The sequence below is a fragment of the Rhizobium sp. 01L410 genome, assembly GCF_056400165.1.
In genome coordinates this window covers 416,960-433,423 of sequence record NZ_JBFTST010000001.1, presented here as the reverse complement: position 1 = coordinate 433,423, position 16,464 = coordinate 416,960, and the positions used below count along the sequence as shown (strand labels likewise).

Genomic DNA, 16,464 nt, shown 5'->3' with positions numbered 1-16,464 from the left:
CAGAAATCCGATGAAGTTAACCAAGCATTAAAATCCGTCTTTATGTTTGGCTCTGTTTACTTTAGAGCTATCGGAAAGAAGACGAGGGGGTTTATTCGTCATCATGTCTATCTCGGTCGCATTCGTTGATGATCATCCAATATTGTTGGATGGACTCGTTAATCTTTACTCGGCGAAGGAAGATCTTCGGGTGACTGCCCGCGGGCAGAACGCCATCGACGCGCTGAAGATCGTCGAGGAGCACCGGCCCGACGTTCTTGTCACCGATCTCAGCATGCCGGGCGATACACTGGCGGCACTCGAGCTGATCCAGAAGAACTACGAAGGCACCAAAGTCGTGGTCTTCACCGCCACCGCCAATATCGACACGGCGATCCAGGTGCTCAATCTCGGCGTCTGTGGCTATGTGCTGAAGGGTAGCACGGCGCGCGATCTGTATGAGGCGATCAAGACCGTGCATGACGGCAGCACCTTCATCACGCCGGGTTTCGCCACCAAGGTGATCCTGTCGATGAAGACGGCCGAGGTGCGCCGCAAGGCGCAGATGCAGAAGCGCCTGAGCGCCCGCGAGGAGCAGATCGTCAACTACCTGCTGCAGGGCAAGACCAACCGCGAAATCGCCAGCATGCTCGATATCAGCGAGAAGACCGTCAAGCACTACATGACGATCCTGATGCAGAAGCTCGATGCCCGCAATCGCGTCGAAGTGGTGCTTGCTGCCCAGAAGTTGCAGGCTCCCGTGGAGACCGGCGCGCCGTCCTCGATGCTGTTGTCGTAATCGGCGAGCACAGCCAACCGAAGAAACAAAGACATAAACATATCTTTATGTCTATTGACGTGCGATCCGTGATGCGACATGCTCGTGTCATCGTGGTTCTGCGGACCTTTGGTCCGGAGCTAAGAGGGAATCCGGTGAAAATGCCGGAGCTGCCCCCGCAACTGTAAGCGGCGAGCGGCCGTCCATTCATGTCACTGGGGAAGACGCCCCGGGAAGACGGACGGCAGCGTTGACCCGCAAGCCAGGAGACCTGCCGCGATCGATAACGTCCACGGGCGGGGTTGTCCGGTGTGCCGCTTTTGCGACCGGCACGCCTGTGTCCGCGCGCCGATGCGTCATCCCAAGCCTTGCCCATAACCCTCGGGGTAAGGAAACATGAGCATCAAGACTGCAAATCTCGGATTCCCGCGTATCGGAAAGCACCGCGAACTGAAGTTCGCGCTGGAAAGCTATTGGGCCGGAAAGGCCGATAGGACAGCACTTCTCGACGTCGCCAAGACATTGCGGGCCGAACATTGGACCCTGCAGAAGGCCAAGGGAATCGATATCATCCCGTCCAACGACTTTTCCCTCTACGACCATGTGCTCGACACGGCGGTGATGGTCGGCGCCGTACCGGCCGAATATGGCTGGAAGGGCGGCCCCGTCGATCTCGACATCTATTTCGCCATGGCGCGCGGTTCTGCGGGCGTTGAGCACAGCGATTGCGGCCATGTGCATCATCACGAGGGCGTTCCGGCACTCGAAATGACCAAGTGGTTCGATACCAACTACCACTACATGGTGCCGGAATTCACCCGCGACCAGCGCTTCGCGCTGACCGAAAACAAGCCGCTGCAGATGTTCCGCGAGGCGAAGGCGCTCGGCATCCACACGCGCCCGGTCATTCTCGGCCCGGTGACCTTCCTGAAGCTCGGCAAGGCGACGCAAGCAGGCTTTCATCCGATAGAACTGCTCGACCGGCTGCTGCCTGTCTATGCGGCCATCCTCGCGGAGCTCAGCACTGCGGGCGCCGATTGGGTGCAGATCGACGAGCCAGCCCTCGTGCTCGATCTCACAGACGCTGAGCGGAACGCGCTGACCACGGCGTACAGCGCGCTTCACCAGCTGGTGCCGAACCTGAAGATCATGATCGCCAGCTACTTCGGAGCATTGGACGACAATCTCAAGACGGCAGCGGCGCTGCCGGTCGCAGGTCTGCACGTCGATCTGGTGCGCGCGCCCGAGCAGCTCGATGCGGTCGCATCAGCGGTGCCGGGTGGCCGGGTATTGTCTCTCGGCGTCATCGACGGCCGCAACATCTGGCGCGCCGATCTCGAGAAACTGCTCGATCGGGTCGAGGCGCTTTCCAAGACGCGTCCGATCGAAATCGCGCCGTCTTGCTCGCTTCTGCATGTGCCGATCGATCTTGCGCTCGAAACGGCTGTCGATGCCGAGGTCAGGGGATGGCTGGCTTTTGCCACGCAGAAGCTGGATGAACTCTCGGTCCTCGGCCAGGCGCTTGCGCAGGGGCGTGATTGCGTGGCCGATGCGATCGGCAAATCTTCGAGGGCCGCGGCCGCCCGCGCGGCTTCGCCGAAGGTCAATGATCCCGCGGTCAGGCAGCGCATTGCGGCGATCGACGAGACCATGAAGCGCCGCAAGGCCGGTTTCGCCGAGCGCAAGGCGATCCAGCAGACGGATATCCGCTTGCCGCTGTTCCCGACGACGACGATCGGGTCCTTTCCGCAGACGCCTGAAGTCCGCAAGGCCCGTTCGGCACACACGAAGGGGACGCTCAGCAATGCAGACTATGAGGCTTTCCTGCGCAAGGAAACCGAAGCAGCCATCCGCTGGCAGGAGGAAATCGGCCTCGATGTGCTCGTCCATGGCGAGTTCGAGCGCAATGACATGGTGCAGTATTTTGGCGAGCAGCTGTCAGGCTTTGCCTTCACGCAGCATGCCTGGGTACAGAGCTATGGGTCGCGCTATGTCCGCCCGCCTATTATCTTCGGCGATATCGCGCGGCCGAAGCCGACGACGACAAGCTGGTGGCAATATGCCCAGTCTCTGACAGACCGGCCGGTGAAGGGCATGCTGACTGGACCGGTGACGATCCTCAACTGGTCCTTCGTGCGTGATGATATCGCCCGGAGCGAAGCATGCCGGCAGATCGCGCTGGCGATTCGCGACGAGGTCGGTGATCTCGAAAAGGCCGGCGCCAGAATGATCCAGATCGACGAGGCAGCACTCCGGGAAGGCCTGCCGCTGCGGCGCTCGCAATGGAAGACCTATCTCGACTGGGCCGTCGAAAGCTTCCGCCTGTGCTCGACCGGTGTCAGCAACGCGACGCAGATCCACACGCATATGTGCTACTCGGAGTTCAACGACATCATCGATGCTATCGCCGCGATGGATGCGGATGTGATCTCGATCGAGACGTCGCGCTCGAAGATGGAGCTGCTGGAGGCATTCCGCAGTTTTGACTATCCGAACGAAATTGGCCCGGGTGTCTACGACATCCACTCGCCGCGCGTTCCCGATATTGCCGATATGACGAGTCTGCTTCTTTTGGCGCGCGAGCGGCTTGGCGATTCGCAGCTCTGGATCAATCCGGATTGCGGCTTGAAGACCCGCAAATGGGAGGAAGTGAAGCCAGCGCTAGTCAATATGGTGGCGGCGGCGCGGTCTTTGCGCGAACGCGTTGCCACGGCAACGGCCTGATCGTCATCGCATTCGAGGAGCCGGCTTTTGCCGGCTTCTCTTTTCCACAGCCAATCTGCATTAATCTTCTGTTATCCACATCGCATTCATTTTTTCGGCTTGCGGCACCCGAAACCTGAACCATCCATTGACGTAAAAATAGACTCGCGTACTATATCTAGTGTTCGAGGTTCCCTCGATTCGCAAGGATCGCGGGCTAAGACGGGAATTCGGTGAGATCTGCCGCAAGGCGGAGCAATGCCGGAGCTGCCCCCGCAACTGTGAGCGGCGAGCATCTGTCCCATTTCGGGTCACTGGGTCATGAAGATCTGGGAAGACCGGGATGAATGTGATGATCCGCAAGCCAGGAGACCTGCCTTGAGCGAAAACGTCCACGGGCGGGGTGTCCGGCTGGCGAGCGATGAGATGTGGGCATGATGCCGCCTCTTCGCTTCCTCCGGTGTGTCCCGCATGAGCCACTTCGGGGTGAAGTCTTATGTCTTTGAGTTTCAGATCATACCGGCGCGAATGACGGGCTGCTGACGCCCGGCAACCGGCAACGGCTGTCTTCCTTTTCGATCGCAAGCGCGGACATCGGCGGATGTCCGAACGATATCCCATGCCTTCTAGTTACGAGGTTTTCCCATGAGCATCACCGTCTACAGCAAGCCCGCCTGCGTTCAGTGCACCGCAACCACCCGCGCGCTCGATCGCCAGGGCATCGACTACACGATCATCGACGTTTCCACCGATAGCGCCGCTTATGATCTGGTGCAGGGTCTCGGCTACCGCCAGGTTCCCGTCGTCATCGCCGGCGAGCAGCATTGGGCTGGCTTCCGCCCCGACATGATCAGCGCGCTCGCCTGAGCGGCGGCTGCGATGGGCGAGATCGTCTATTTTTCCAGCCGGTCGGAAAACACCCATCGCTTCGTCGAAAAGCTTGGCCTTCCCGCCCGGCGCATCCCCATCACTGGCGAGACGCTCGAAGCCGTCTCGCCCTACGTGTTGATCCTCCCGACTTATAGCGGCGAGGGCGGCAAAGGAGCCGTGCCCAAGCAGGTGATCCGTTTCCTGAACGATGCGGCAAACCGTTCGAACCTCCGCGGCGTGATTGCCGCGGGCAACAGCAACTTCGGAGAGACCTTCGGGCTCGCCGGCGACATCATCGCGAAGAAATGCCAGGTGCCGTACCTCTACAGGTTCGAACTCCTGGGTACGGCTGATGATGTTGCCAACGTCAAACACGGATTGGAACGATTTTGGACACGGCAGTTCTCGAACGCCCTGTAAAGGCGCAGGCCGCGGAAACCGGGCTGGATTACCACGCGCTGAACGCGATGCTGAACCTCTATGACGAGGACGGCAAGATCCAGCTGGACAAGGACAGGCAGGCGGCGAAGCAGTATTTCCTGCAGCACGTCAACCAGAACACCGTGTTCTTCCATAATCTCCGGGAGAAGCTCGATTACCTGATCACCGAGGGCTATTACGAGCAGGAGGTGCTGGACCAGTATTCGTTCAACTTCGTGCGCGATCTCTTCGACCACGCCTATGACAAGAAATTCCGCTTCCCGACCTTCCTCGGCGCCTTCAAATATTACACCAGCTACACGCTGAAGACCTTTGACGGAAAGCGCTATCTGGAGCGCTATGAAGACCGCATCTGCATGGTGGCGCTGGCGCTGGCACAGGGCAACGAGGCATTGGCCCGCGACATGGTCGATGAGATCATCTCCGGCCGCTTCCAGCCGGCAACGCCGACCTTCCTCAATGCCGGAAAGAAGCAGCGCGGCGAGCTGGTCTCCTGCTTCCTGATGCGCGTCGAAGACAATATGGAATCGATCGGCCGCTCGATCAATTCGGCGCTGCAGTTGTCAAAGCGGGGCGGTGGCGTGGCGCTGTCGCTGACCAACATTCGCGAAATGGGCGCGCCGATCAAGCATATCGAGAACCAGTCCTCCGGCATCATCCCGGTGATGAAGCTGCTCGAGGACGCCTTCTCCTATGCCAACCAGCTCGGAGCACGCCAGGGCGCCGGCGCCGTTTATCTCAATGCCCACCACCCCGACATCATGCGCTTCCTCGATACCAAGCGCGAGAATGCGGACGAGAAGATCCGCATCAAGACGCTGTCGCTCGGCGTCGTCATTCCAGACATCACCTTCGAGCTCGCCAAGAACAACGAGGACATGTACCTGTTCTCGCCCTATGACGTGGAACGCGTCTACGGCGTGCCGTTCACCGAGATCTCGGTGACGGAAAAATACCGCGAGATGGTGGCCGACAGCCGTATCAAGAAGAAGAAGATCAAGGCTCGCGATTTCTTCCAGATCGTCGCCGAGATCCAGTTTGAGAGCGGCTATCCCTACATCATGTTCGAGGACACGGTGAACAAGGCGAACCCGATCGCCGGACGCATCACCATGAGCAATCTGTGCTCCGAGATCCTGCAGGTCAGCGAAGCCAGCGAGTATAACGACGATCTGTCCTACAAGGTGATGGGCAAGGACATTTCCTGCAATCTCGGCTCGCTGAATATCGCCGCCGCCATGGACTCATCCGATTTCGGCAAGACGATCGAAACATCGATCCGGGCACTTACGGCCGTATCGGACATGAGCCACATTTCCTCGGTCCCGTCGATCGAGAAGGGCAACGACGAGAGCCACGCGATCGGCCTGGGTCAGATGAACCTGCACGGCTATCTCGCCCGCGAGCGGATACACTACGGCTCCGAAGAGGGCGTCGATTTCACCAACATGTATTTCTACACGGTGACCTATCACGCCATCCGCGCCTCGAACCGTCTCGCGGTCGAGCGCGGCCAGAGTTTCAAGGGTTTCGAGAATTCCAAATACGCCTCGGGCGAATATTTCGATAAATATACCGAAACGGAGTGGAAACCGGCTACGCAGACGGTTGCCGACCTGTTCAGCAATGCTGGTATCGAAATTCCCACCCAGGAAGACTGGCTAGCGCTGAAGAAGGCCGTCATGAAAGGCGGGCTCTATAACCAGAACCTGCAGGCGGTGCCGCCGACAGGGTCGATCTCCTACATCAATCACTCGACCTCCTCGATCCATCCGATCGTCTCCAAGATCGAGATCCGCAAGGAAGGCAAGATCGGCCGCGTCTACTATCCCGCCGCCTTCATGACCAACGACAATCTCGACTATTACCAGGACGCCTATGAGATCGGGCCGGAGAAGATCATCGACACCTATGCGGCTGCCACCCAGCATGTCGATCAAGGCCTGTCGCTGACGCTGTTCTTCCGCGATACCGCGACGACGCGCGATATCAACAAGGCTCAGATCTACGCCTGGAAGAAGGGCATCAAGACCATTTACTACATCCGCCTGCGCCAGTTGGCGCTGGAGGGGACTCAGGTGGAAGGATGTGTGTCGTGCACGCTGTGAGTTTTAGCTGCTGACGTTTGAGTAAGCGGCCCCCTCGCCCTAGCCCTCTCCTCGAGGGGAGAGGGGATGTTGAGCGAGACGCCGCCGCGGTTTCCCTTCTCCCCTCGGGGAGAAGGTGCCGGCAGGCGGATGAGGGGGCCACCAGATGAATTCGGTCCAAAGGACACACCCATGAACATGCACGCCAAGCCCGTAACCCGCGTCCGCGCCATCAACTGGAACCGCATCGAGGACGACAAGGACCTCGAAGTCTGGAACCGTCTGACCGGCAATTTCTGGCTGCCGGAAAAGGTGCCGCTCTCGAACGACATTCCCTCCTGGGCGACGCTGAAGCCGGAAGAGCAGCAGCTGACGATCCGGGTCTTTACCGGACTGACGCTGCTCGACACGATCCAGAACGGCGTCGGCTCGGTGACGCTGATGGCCGATGCTTCGACCCAGCATGAGGAGGCGGTGCTTTCCAACATCTCCTTCATGGAGGCGGTGCACGCGCGCTCCTATTCGTCGATCTTCTCGACGCTGTGCTCGACGCCTGACGTCGACGACGCCTATCGCTGGTCCGATGAGAACGAGTTTCTGCAGAAGAAATCGGCGCTGATCATGGAGCAATATGCTTCAGGCGATCCGCTGAAGAAGAAGGTTGCCAGCGTCTTCCTCGAAAGCTTCCTGTTCTATTCCGGCTTCTATCTGCCGATGTACTGGTCGAGCCGCGCAAAGCTGACAAACACCGCCGACATGATCCGCCTGATCATCCGCGACGAGGCGGTGCATGGCTACTATATCGGCTACAAGTTCCAGCGCGCCGTCGACCGCCTGCCGGAGGCCCGCCGCCAGGAGATCAAGGATTTCGCCTTCGATCTGCTGCTGGAGCTCTACGACAACGAAGCCAAATATACCGAGGCGCTTTATGACGGCGTCGGGCTGACCGAAGACGTCAAGAAGTTCCTGCACTACAACGCCAACAAGGCGCTGATGAACCTCGGTTACGAGGCTCTGTTCCCGCCGGAGGCCTGCAAGGTCAATCCGGCGATCCTCTCGGCGCTCTCGCCGAATGCCGACGAGAACCACGACTTCTTCTCTGGCTCCGGCTCGTCTTACGTCATCGGTAAGGCCGTGGCGACCGAGGACGAGGACTGGAACTTTTAAGCAACGTCAGTCGAGCGAGGCGAGGGCGGAGCTTTGGCCTCCGACTTCGACCGTCGCGGTCAAACCGGCAATCAGTTGCACGCCGTCAGGTACCTTGTCGAGATTAATACGAACCGGAACGCGCTGCGCCAGCCGTACCCAGCTGAAGGTCGGGTTGATATTGGCCAGCAGCCCGGTTCCCGACGTGCGCTCGCGGTCCTCGATGCCGGTCGCGATACTGTCGACATGGCCTTCCAGCGTCTGGCGATGGCCCATCAGATGGATTGTGACGCTATCGCCGACATGGATACGCGGCAGCTTGGTTTCTTCGAAATAGCCTTCGACCCGCAGCGAGTCGGTGTCGACGAGCGCTACCTTGGCCGTGCCGGCGGTGACATAGTCGCCTGGGCGCAGACTGAGGTTCGAAACCGTGCCGTTGACGGTCGCCTTGACGGCTGAGCGGTCGAGATTGAGCTGCGCCAGATCGCGGTTGGCAACAGCCTGCAGATAGGTGGCTTCGGCCTGGTCGGCGGCGGTGCGCGCCTGTTCCTTTTGCTGCACGGAAGCGGCATCGCCGAGGCGCTGCTGGCGATCGGTTTCGCGGCGGGCTTGCTCCAGCATCGCCTTTGCACCTTCGAGCGCCGCTTCGGTCTGCGCCAGAGCAATCTTGAAGCGCTCGCCATCGACGCGGAAGAGCACATCACCCTTCTTCACCGACTGGTTGTCCTTGACGGTGACGTCGCTGACAAGGCCGGAAACGTCCGGTGCGATGCCAACGACATCGGCGCGCAGGCGCGCGTCGCGCGTCCAGGGTTCATCCATGTAATGCACCCAAAGGCCGTGGCCGGCATAGGCGGCGGCGGCAACGAAGGCGAGGGTGACGATCAGGCGGGAGATTGATTTCAGCGTGTTCATGCGAAGTACCAGCGTGTCAGGGAGGAGACTGCTCCGAGAAGCAGCACATAGAAGGAGAGATCGAAGAGACCGCGGTGCCAGACGAGCGAATAGGCGCCCACCCAGCTCAGTCCGCGGCGGACGATCATCACGAGAAGAAGGGAAAGCACCATGAGAACGAGAAGGCGCGGCACATAGACGCCATAGAGATCGAATTCGGCAGGCATAACGGCTTACTCGGCTGCAATCTGAAGCGGGGTTGAGATGGTTTCGGGCGTGGGCCAGTCCGGCGGCGGCGCCTCAGGGAAGAGCGCCCGGCGCAGGCCGACGAGGGCATCGATATTGTCCCGGGTTTCCGCCTGTTCATGGGCGATGGTTCCGAGGCTGTCGTCGATCGCGGCACGCAACTCGTCGGGCGGCTCGATTGCCTGGCCGGCATCGAGCCGGGCACGGTAGAAATCGGAGATGCCCGACAGCACGCGGCCGACGGAAAGGGCGCTTGCGCCACTGAGCTCCTTGCGCCGGGTCTGCAGCATCAGCACGTTGAAGCCGAGGCGGACGTCGGCAAAGCCATCGACCTTTTTTAGTTCGCGATCCTCGACGGCGGCGAGGCGCGGCACCAGCTGGCCGAGGCGATCGAGGATACGGCCCGAGAGCCGCTCGTGGTCGGTGCGGCGTTCGCCGGCTGCGGTCTCTGCCAGATCCCTCCATCCGGCGCGAACCAGCCGCCAGGCGGCAAGCTCGGCGCCGAAGGGGCGGGCGATCAGCGTCCAGACCAATGCGAAGCCGATGCCGGCAAGGGCCGCGACCGCCTCATTGGTGAAGGTGGTGAAGTCGGATGTGTAGCGATCCTGGAGGGCGATGAAGCTCGCGCTGTTCACCGATAGCAGCATCGCCAGCATGTTGAACTGCGGGCGGGTGATCAGCAGTCCGAGCAGCAGGAATGGCGGTGCGAAGACAACCACCAGCAGCTCATAGGAATTGACCGCCGGCAGGATCGCGAAGATGTAGATGAACGAAATGACGAGGCTCAGAGCCGACCAGATGAACATCGACCGGATGAAGGGCGCAGGGCGATCCATCGCGGCAAAAAAGGAGCAGGCGACAGCAGCCATGGTCACAAAGCCCGCACCATTCTGCCAGCCGGTGAAGATCCAGAAGAAGCAGGCGACAGCGATCCCGGCAACGACGGAACCGGCAGCGAAGGCAATCAGCGCATAGTCATAATGCCTGACGCGGCCGACCACCTGGCGGTGGCGGAAAACCGGATGCCAAGGGCCGGCATGGCGGCCGCTGGCGATCTCGTCGCGCAGCGTCAGGCAATCGTGCCAGAGATCGACGATCTCGCCGAGGCGGGCAAGCGCGCTGCGATAAAGCAGGGCGTTCCAGCCGGTTTCGTCGCTTTCCGAGGTCTGGACGTCATCGATGCGGCGGCGCAGGTTCGCGCCTGTACCATCCGGCTTTCCCCTGCCGCCCTGCTGCAGCCAGGCGGCGGCATCGTTGAGCAAGACGGAGAGCGCCGGCGTCAGCTCCTGTCCGGACGATTTCAGCGCGTGAAGACGGTCGGCAAGCGAAGAAAACAGCGGCAGCAGCATCAGCAGGCGGCCGCGCAATTCGCGTGAATGACGGACGATATCGCGGCCATTCGCGTCATGGCCGAGCTGGCTGATGACGAGATCAAGACCGGTCACATCGGAGGCGAGCTTCTGGCGCTTCAGCGGCGTGGCGGGCGAGGCGCCTTCGCCGCGCAGGATCTCGTCGGCCCAGCTTCCGGCATCATCGAGCCAGGTGGTGATGCGCTGACCGAGCAGCGAGCTGACGCTGGCCGGAAAGATGACGGCGCTGACGATGCTGGCGCAGACGATGCCGATGATGATCTCTTCCGAGCGGGCAAGCGCCGTATCGAAAACCGTCTCGGGCGAGCCGACGGAAGGCAGGGCGATCATCGGCAGCGAATAGCCGGCGAGCATGAAGACATAGCTTCGAGCACTGCGGTCGAGCATCGAGATGAAGAGCAGCGTGCCGGTCCAGAGCGCCACGACCAGAGACAGGAGCTCCGGAGCGTTGACGAACAGAGGAACGAAGAACACCGCCGCCGAAGCGCCGAGCAGTGTGCCGAGCGCGCGATAAAGTCCCTTGGAACTGGTCGCGCCCGCCAGCGGATTGGCCACCACATAAACGGCGGCCATCGCCCAGTAGGGCCGCGGCAGGTCGAGCGACAGCGCCACGAACAGCGCCAGCATCGATGCAAGGAAGGCCTTGCCCGAGAAAAGCCAGTCACGCCATCCCAATGTCACGACGCTGCCTCGATTTCCTTTTCGAGGGCGCTGGTCTGCGTCACCTCGATATTGTCGAAAGCCTGCAGTACGCGCACGGCAGCTTCAAGGTCGGCCTTGCTGACATCCTGGAGAATGCGCTCGCGAAGCTCGTCGAGCACGGCTTCCATACGCGCCGCAAGGGCACTGCCCTCATCGGTCAGATAAAGACCCTTGGCGCGACGATCGGCAGGATCGTCCTTGCGGACGACAAGGCCAAGTGTTTCGAGCTGATCGAGAAGACGAACCAGTGAAGGCCCCTCGATGCCGACATGGCCGGCCAGCACCACCTGGCGGACACCGCCGCCGAGGCGGCCGATCCAGAGAAGCGGGGCGGCGCAGGCCTCGGAGATTCCGTGGCTGCTGAGTGCAAGGTCGACGGCGCGGCGCCACTGGCGGCCGGTCGAAAGCAGGTTGGCGGTGAAGACGCGCTGAAGGCTGTTGTAGGTGTCCATGCGCTGCATATAACACCAAATTCGATAGGATTCAAATTATTCGCTATCTATTTTATTGGCTGCGGCAATCTGGCCATGCTGGGCGGCCTTTAGCTCAGGCGTGGCTGGCGGCGATCATCTCTGCAGCCTTCGAGCCGATTGCCATCGCCGGAGCGTTGGTGTTGCCCGAAGGGATGAAGGGAATGATCGAGCAATCGATGACCCGGAGGCCGTCGATGCCCCGCACACGAAGGTCGCTGCCGACGACCGCCATGGGGTCGCTGTCCGGCCCCATGCGCAGGCTACCGGAGGGATGGTAGTTGGTCTTGACCGTCTGCCCGGCAAATTTCGTCAGGGCCTCTTCATCCTGGATGGCGCGGCCGGGGAGGATCTCCATGTCGATCTTGGACAGGAAAGGCTCGGTTTCCAGCAAGCGCCGCGCTGTCTTCAGCGATGCCAGTGTCAGCCTCAGATCATCGGGATCGCCGAAGAAATTGCAATCGACCAGCGGCTGGTCGGCGGGATTGGCGGAGCGCAACCGGACGCTGCCACGCGCCTTCGGCCTCAGAAGGCATGAGGTAAAGGTCACGCCCCAGGTGGGTTTGGCGGAGGAGACATCGCGGTCGAGATAGACGATCGGAGCACAATAGAGCTGCACCGTCGGCCGCTCGCCGCCATCCGGATCGTAGAATAGGCAGGATTCGATCCCCGTTGTCGTCACCGGCCCGGAATCGAAGAACAGATATTGCAGGCCGTTGCGGATCATCGGCCAGCCCTTGTCCTCGCCGAAATATCCGGATTTGCCCCTGGTCGTCGCGATCACCGGGACTTCGTGATGATCCTGAAGATTGGCGCCGACGCCTGGAATGTCGGCTGCGACGGCAATCCCGTGCTGGCGAAGGTGATCGGCCGGACCGAGGCCCGACAGCATCATCAGCTTGGCACTGTTATAGGTACCGGCCGCAACCAGCACCTCCCGGCCTGCGATCGCCGCCTGCGTCTCGCCACCCTTGGTGTAGACGATGCCGCGGGCGCGGCCATTTTCGATGAGGATGCGGTCGACGCGCGCGCCGGTAATAATCTGCAGCCGCTCGTCCTTTGCCAGGGGGTCGAGGAATGCCTTCTTGGCGTCGGAGCGCTCGGTACGCCGGCCCCATTTGGCGAATGTGTGCTGCATGATGCCGACGCCGTTCTGGCGCTCGCCATTGAAATCCGGATTGTAGGAATGGCCGAGCCCCTGGGCGGCCCGGATGAAATCCTCGGTCGTATCCGAAATATGCTTCGGCTCGGAAACGCGTTGTTGAAGCGGCTATTGGCCTCGATGCCGGTAAAGTGTGGCAGCATGTCCTCGTAGGACCATTCGCTGCCATTGCCGAGATAGCGCGCCCAGCCGTCATAGTCTTCCTTCTGGCCCCGCATATAGACCATCGCATTGACCGCGCTGCCGCCACCGAGCGCCTTGGCGACGGGCACGATCGGCCCGCGGCCGCCAAGCTGCTGCTGGGGAACGGTATGATGCATTTCGAGAAAATCGTCGCGGGCGAGATACTTCATGTAGCCCGCCGGAAAGGACATCAGCTTTGCCGTCTGGCTTGGGCCACGCTCGACGATCAGGACCGAAAAGCCGAAATCGCGCACCAGCCGCATGGCCGCCACCGATGCCGCCGATCCGCCGCCGGCGATGATGAAATCGAATTCGCGCGCCATCTGTCCTCCCGGTGGGCCTGCCCGTCTTGTCTCTTCAGGTCGCGGTGAAGCCATTGTCGACGAAGAGATGGACGCCGTTGACGAAATTGGAATCGTCGCTGGCAAGGTAAAGCGCGGCACGCGCCACGTCTTCGGGCTCGCCGATGCGCCCCTGCTGGGCGGCGATCGCCTCGTCCGACACATCGATGCCGAGCGCCTGCAGTTCCTTGACCTCGCGCAAACCATGCGGCGTGCGGATGAAGCCCGGGCAGACGGCATTGCAGCGGATGTTGCGGTCGCGGAATTCGACGGCAATGGCCCGGGCAAACATGTGCACGGCGCCCTTGGTCGTGTCGTAGAGTACTTCCATCGGCGTTGCGGCGACGGCGGAGATCGACGAGGTGCAGACGATCGATCCTCCTCCGGCTGCGATCATTTTCGGCAGGACCGCCTTGGTCATCAGGAACATCGAGCGCACGTTGACGCCGTGCAGCCACTCCCATTCCTCGAGCGTGGTTTCGAGGAACGGCTTGATGACGATCGTTCCGGCATGATTGAAGAGGACGGTGACGGCGCCGAACTTGTCTTCCACACCTCTCACGGCGTCGTTGACGGCCGTCTCGTCGGAGACGTCAGCCACCCAGTAATCGGCGATGCCGCCGGCGTCGCGGATCGCCTTTGCCGTGTCTGCGGCGGCTTCCTCGTTCCGGTCGATGATCGCCACCTTGGCGCCCTCGGCGGCAAAGAGTTTCGAGGCTGCTCCACCCATGCCTGTCGCCCCGCCGGAAATGATCGCAATCTTGCCTGCCAGTCTGCCAGCCATGGTGACGTCTCCTCGATGGGGTGTGAGTATGGGTTGGGGATCAGTTTGCCGTGGAAATTCCCGATGAGCGCAGGTCACGGCGGAAATCGGATGGGGACATGCCGGCGATGTGGCGGAAGGATTTGTTGAAGGCGCTGATCGAGCCGAAGCCGCTATCCATGGCCACCTGTAGCACGTTGGCTTCCTCGCTCATCAGCATCGCCTGGGCGCGGGAGAGCCGCAGCAGGTTCACATATTTGCTCAGCGTCATGCCGGTCGACTTCTTGAAGAGGTTCATCGCATATTTCGGATGAAGATCGGCAGCGCGGGCGATATCGATCGTGTCGATGTCTTCCATGAAATTGGCAGCGATGAAGTCGCACATGCGTGCCACGTTGCGCGACGACTGGGCATAGGGCGGATCGTTTTCGGCCAGCTGCGTGCTGAGGCCGATCATCGAATAGGGTTCCAGCAGGATGCGCTCGATGCGCAGCAGCAGTTCGTCCACGGCATGCTGCGACTTTGCTGCATCGCCGGATGTCGCATAGCGATGCCAGCGGGCGAAATTCTCGCTGTCGGCGGCATCGGTCGCCGAGGTCAGCATGGTGGCGCCGCGCATCAGCTGGCTGGAAATGGCGACCGGCAGGCGCATCCGGAAGAAATAGACCAGCGGCAGGTGGGCGCCGGCGTAAATCGAATCATCGGACGATTCGTCCATCTGATGCGGCTGGCCGCCCCAGAACAGGCACATCTCGCCGGCTTTGAGCGAAAATTCGTGGTCGTTCATGCGATAATGCACGCTGCCATGCATCACGAAATTGACCTCGACCTGCGCGTGCCAGTGCGGCATGGCCATGACGGGCGGATGGGCGTGGAACATTTGAAGCGCGGTGGGCAACCCCTCGATGCTGCTCGCACCCGGTTGATAGATGGCTCTTTGCGCAACCTTACTTTCCGCCAAATCCATATTCCCTTTTTAGGAGACAGCCGGTGCCTTCCGGTTAGTGTAGGCACGTTCGCTAAGGGACGGCAATTGAAAAGGGAGGATTTTCAATGCGCTTCAATCTTATCGGTGCGACGGCTGCTGTCGCGCTGCTTGCTTCCGGCTCCGCATATGCAGAGCAGGGCACGCTCACCATCTGGAGCTGGAACGTCGCCGCATCGGCGCTGAAATCCACTGTGGAAGGCTTCAACAAGAAATACCCTGACGTCAAAGTCGATGTGCAGGATCTCGGCAACCAGCAGGTCTTCGACAAGATGCTGGCAGCCTGCGCCGCCGGAGGAGACGGCCTGCCTGACATCGTCACGGTCGAGAATTTCGAAGCGGAAATTTTCTGGAACCGCTTCCCCGACTGCTTCACCAATCTGAAGGATCTCGGCTACAACGCCGATATCCAGGCGAAATTCCCTGATTTCAAGCGCACCGAGCTCGAAGTGGGTGACGTTGCCTACGCCATGCCGTGGGACTCCGGCCCGGTTGCGGTGTTCTACCGCCGCGACTTCTATGAAAAGGCTGGCGTCGATCCGACGACGATCAAGACCTGGGACGATTTCATCGCCGCCGGCAAGAAGATTTCGGCAGCCAATCCTGGCGTGGTCATGGCGCAGGCCGACTTTAACGGCGACAGCGAATGGTTCCGCATGATCTCCAACGAGCAGGGCTGCGGCTACTTCTCCGAGGATGGTCAGTCGATCACCATCAACAAGCCTGCCTGCGTCGCGACCCTCGACAAGGTCAAGCAGATGAAGGATGCCGGCACGCTGACGGCTGCCATCTGGGACGAAAAGATCCAGGCGAATACCGCTGGAAAGGTAGCCAGCCAGATGTATGGCGGCTGGTACGAAGGCACGATCCGCTCCGGCTCGCCCGATCTGTCCGGCAAGTGGGGCGTTTACATGATGCCGAGCCTGACGGCCGACGGCCCACATGCCGCCAACCTCGGCGGTTCGTCGCTGGCGATCGCCGCCAATTCCGAAAACAAGGAAGCGGCCTGGAACTACATCAACTACTCGCTTGGTACCAATGAAGGCCAGGTGACGATGCTGAAGTCCTTCGGCCTCGTTCCGTCGCTTCTCTCGGCCGTGCAGGATCCATTCGTCAACGAGCCGCAGCCCTATTGGGGCGGTCAGAAGGTCTGGGCCGATATTCTCTCGACCCTGCCGAAGATCAAGCCGAGCCGCGGCACGCAGTACCAGACGGATGCGGATGCCATCTACAAGGCAGCGCAGACCAAATACTTCGCCGGTGGTTTCCCGGATGCCAAGGCAGCGCTTGACGACGCTGCCAAGCAGATCGCCACCGCGACCGGTCTTCCGATCGCAGAATAAG

General features: G+C 60.9%; 13 protein-coding genes, 1 pseudogene and 2 riboswitches. Of the genes and pseudogenes, 7 read left to right on the top strand and 7 right to left on the bottom strand.

The features are described 5' to 3' along the window. Positions 1 to 103: 103 nt before the first annotated feature. The 6 genes from AC1DV9_RS01945 to nrdF all read left to right on the top strand — a co-directional run bounded on the left by AC1DV9_RS01945 (position 104) and on the right by nrdF (position 8,025). Complete coding sequence (locus AC1DV9_RS01945; RefSeq protein WP_112514539.1) at positions 104 to 778, top strand: response regulator transcription factor; 675 nt, start codon at positions 104 to 106, stop codon at positions 776 to 778. Between the two features lie 76 nt (positions 779 to 854). Next, a riboswitch (cobalamin riboswitch) is annotated at positions 855 to 1,050 on the top strand. A gap of 103 nt (positions 1,051 to 1,153) precedes the next feature. After that, complete coding sequence (metE, locus tag AC1DV9_RS01940; protein WP_477945865.1) at positions 1,154 to 3,481, top strand: 5-methyltetrahydropteroyltriglutamate--homocysteine S-methyltransferase; 2,328 nt, start codon at positions 1,154 to 1,156, stop codon at positions 3,479 to 3,481. 150 nt (positions 3,482 to 3,631) lie between these two features. After that, a riboswitch (cobalamin riboswitch) is annotated at positions 3,632 to 3,855 on the top strand. Positions 3,856 to 4,105: 250 nt separating this feature from the next. Further along, positions 4,106 to 4,327 carry a glutaredoxin-like protein NrdH gene (nrdH, locus tag AC1DV9_RS01935; RefSeq protein WP_112388640.1) on the top strand — a complete coding sequence of 74 codons (222 nt, stop codon included), beginning with the start codon at positions 4,106 to 4,108 and terminating at the stop codon, positions 4,325 to 4,327. A gap of 12 nt (positions 4,328 to 4,339) precedes the next feature. After that, a complete protein-coding gene (nrdI, locus tag AC1DV9_RS01930) occupies positions 4,340 to 4,750 on the top strand; it encodes a class Ib ribonucleoside-diphosphate reductase assembly flavoprotein NrdI (protein ID WP_477945863.1) in 411 nt (136 codons plus the stop codon). Beyond that, a complete protein-coding gene (gene nrdE, locus AC1DV9_RS01925) occupies positions 4,720 to 6,879 on the top strand; it encodes a class 1b ribonucleoside-diphosphate reductase subunit alpha (protein ID WP_477945862.1) in 2,160 nt (719 codons plus the stop codon). Before nrdI ends, nrdE begins: the two co-directional genes overlap by 31 nt. Before the next feature lie 171 nt (positions 6,880 to 7,050). After that, a complete protein-coding gene (gene nrdF, locus AC1DV9_RS01920; protein ID WP_112514543.1) occupies positions 7,051 to 8,025 on the top strand; it encodes a class 1b ribonucleoside-diphosphate reductase subunit beta in 975 nt (324 codons plus the stop codon). Between the two features lie 6 nt (positions 8,026 to 8,031). Here nrdF and AC1DV9_RS01915 read toward each other — a convergent pair whose 3' ends face one another. The 7 genes and pseudogenes from AC1DV9_RS01915 to AC1DV9_RS01885 form a co-directional block, all read right to left on the bottom strand. After that, entirely contained in the window at positions 8,032 to 8,919 is an 888-nt protein-coding gene (locus AC1DV9_RS01915; RefSeq protein ID WP_112514544.1) for an HlyD family secretion protein, read from the bottom strand. Next, a complete protein-coding gene (locus tag AC1DV9_RS01910) occupies positions 8,916 to 9,125 on the bottom strand; it encodes a DUF1656 domain-containing protein (RefSeq protein WP_477945859.1) in 210 nt (69 codons plus the stop codon). The genes AC1DV9_RS01915 and AC1DV9_RS01910 overlap by 4 nt, the downstream gene beginning before the upstream one ends. 6 nt (positions 9,126 to 9,131) lie before the next feature. Then, a complete protein-coding gene (locus tag AC1DV9_RS01905; protein WP_477946353.1) occupies positions 9,132 to 11,141 on the bottom strand; it encodes an FUSC family protein in 2,010 nt (669 codons plus the stop codon). A 50-nt stretch (positions 11,142 to 11,191) separates the two neighbouring features. Next, positions 11,192 to 11,668, bottom strand: coding sequence for a MarR family winged helix-turn-helix transcriptional regulator (locus AC1DV9_RS01900; protein WP_477945857.1), 477 nt, complete (start codon positions 11,666 to 11,668; stop codon positions 11,192 to 11,194). Positions 11,669 to 11,762: 94 nt separating this feature from the next. Next, positions 11,763 to 13,354: pseudogene (locus tag AC1DV9_RS01895) on the bottom strand (GMC family oxidoreductase). 34 nt (positions 13,355 to 13,388) lie between these two features. Next, complete coding sequence (locus AC1DV9_RS01890) at positions 13,389 to 14,156, bottom strand: SDR family NAD(P)-dependent oxidoreductase (protein WP_477945856.1); 768 nt, start codon at positions 14,154 to 14,156, stop codon at positions 13,389 to 13,391. 40 nt (positions 14,157 to 14,196) lie between these two features. Further along, complete coding sequence (locus AC1DV9_RS01885) at positions 14,197 to 15,102, bottom strand: helix-turn-helix domain-containing protein (RefSeq protein WP_477945855.1); 906 nt, start codon at positions 15,100 to 15,102, stop codon at positions 14,197 to 14,199. Positions 15,103 to 15,188: 86 nt separating this feature from the next. Between AC1DV9_RS01885 and AC1DV9_RS01880 the strand changes: the two genes are divergently transcribed. After that, a complete protein-coding gene (locus AC1DV9_RS01880; protein ID WP_477941633.1) occupies positions 15,189 to 16,463 on the top strand; it encodes an ABC transporter substrate-binding protein in 1,275 nt (424 codons plus the stop codon). Position 16,464: the final 1 nt, after the last annotated feature.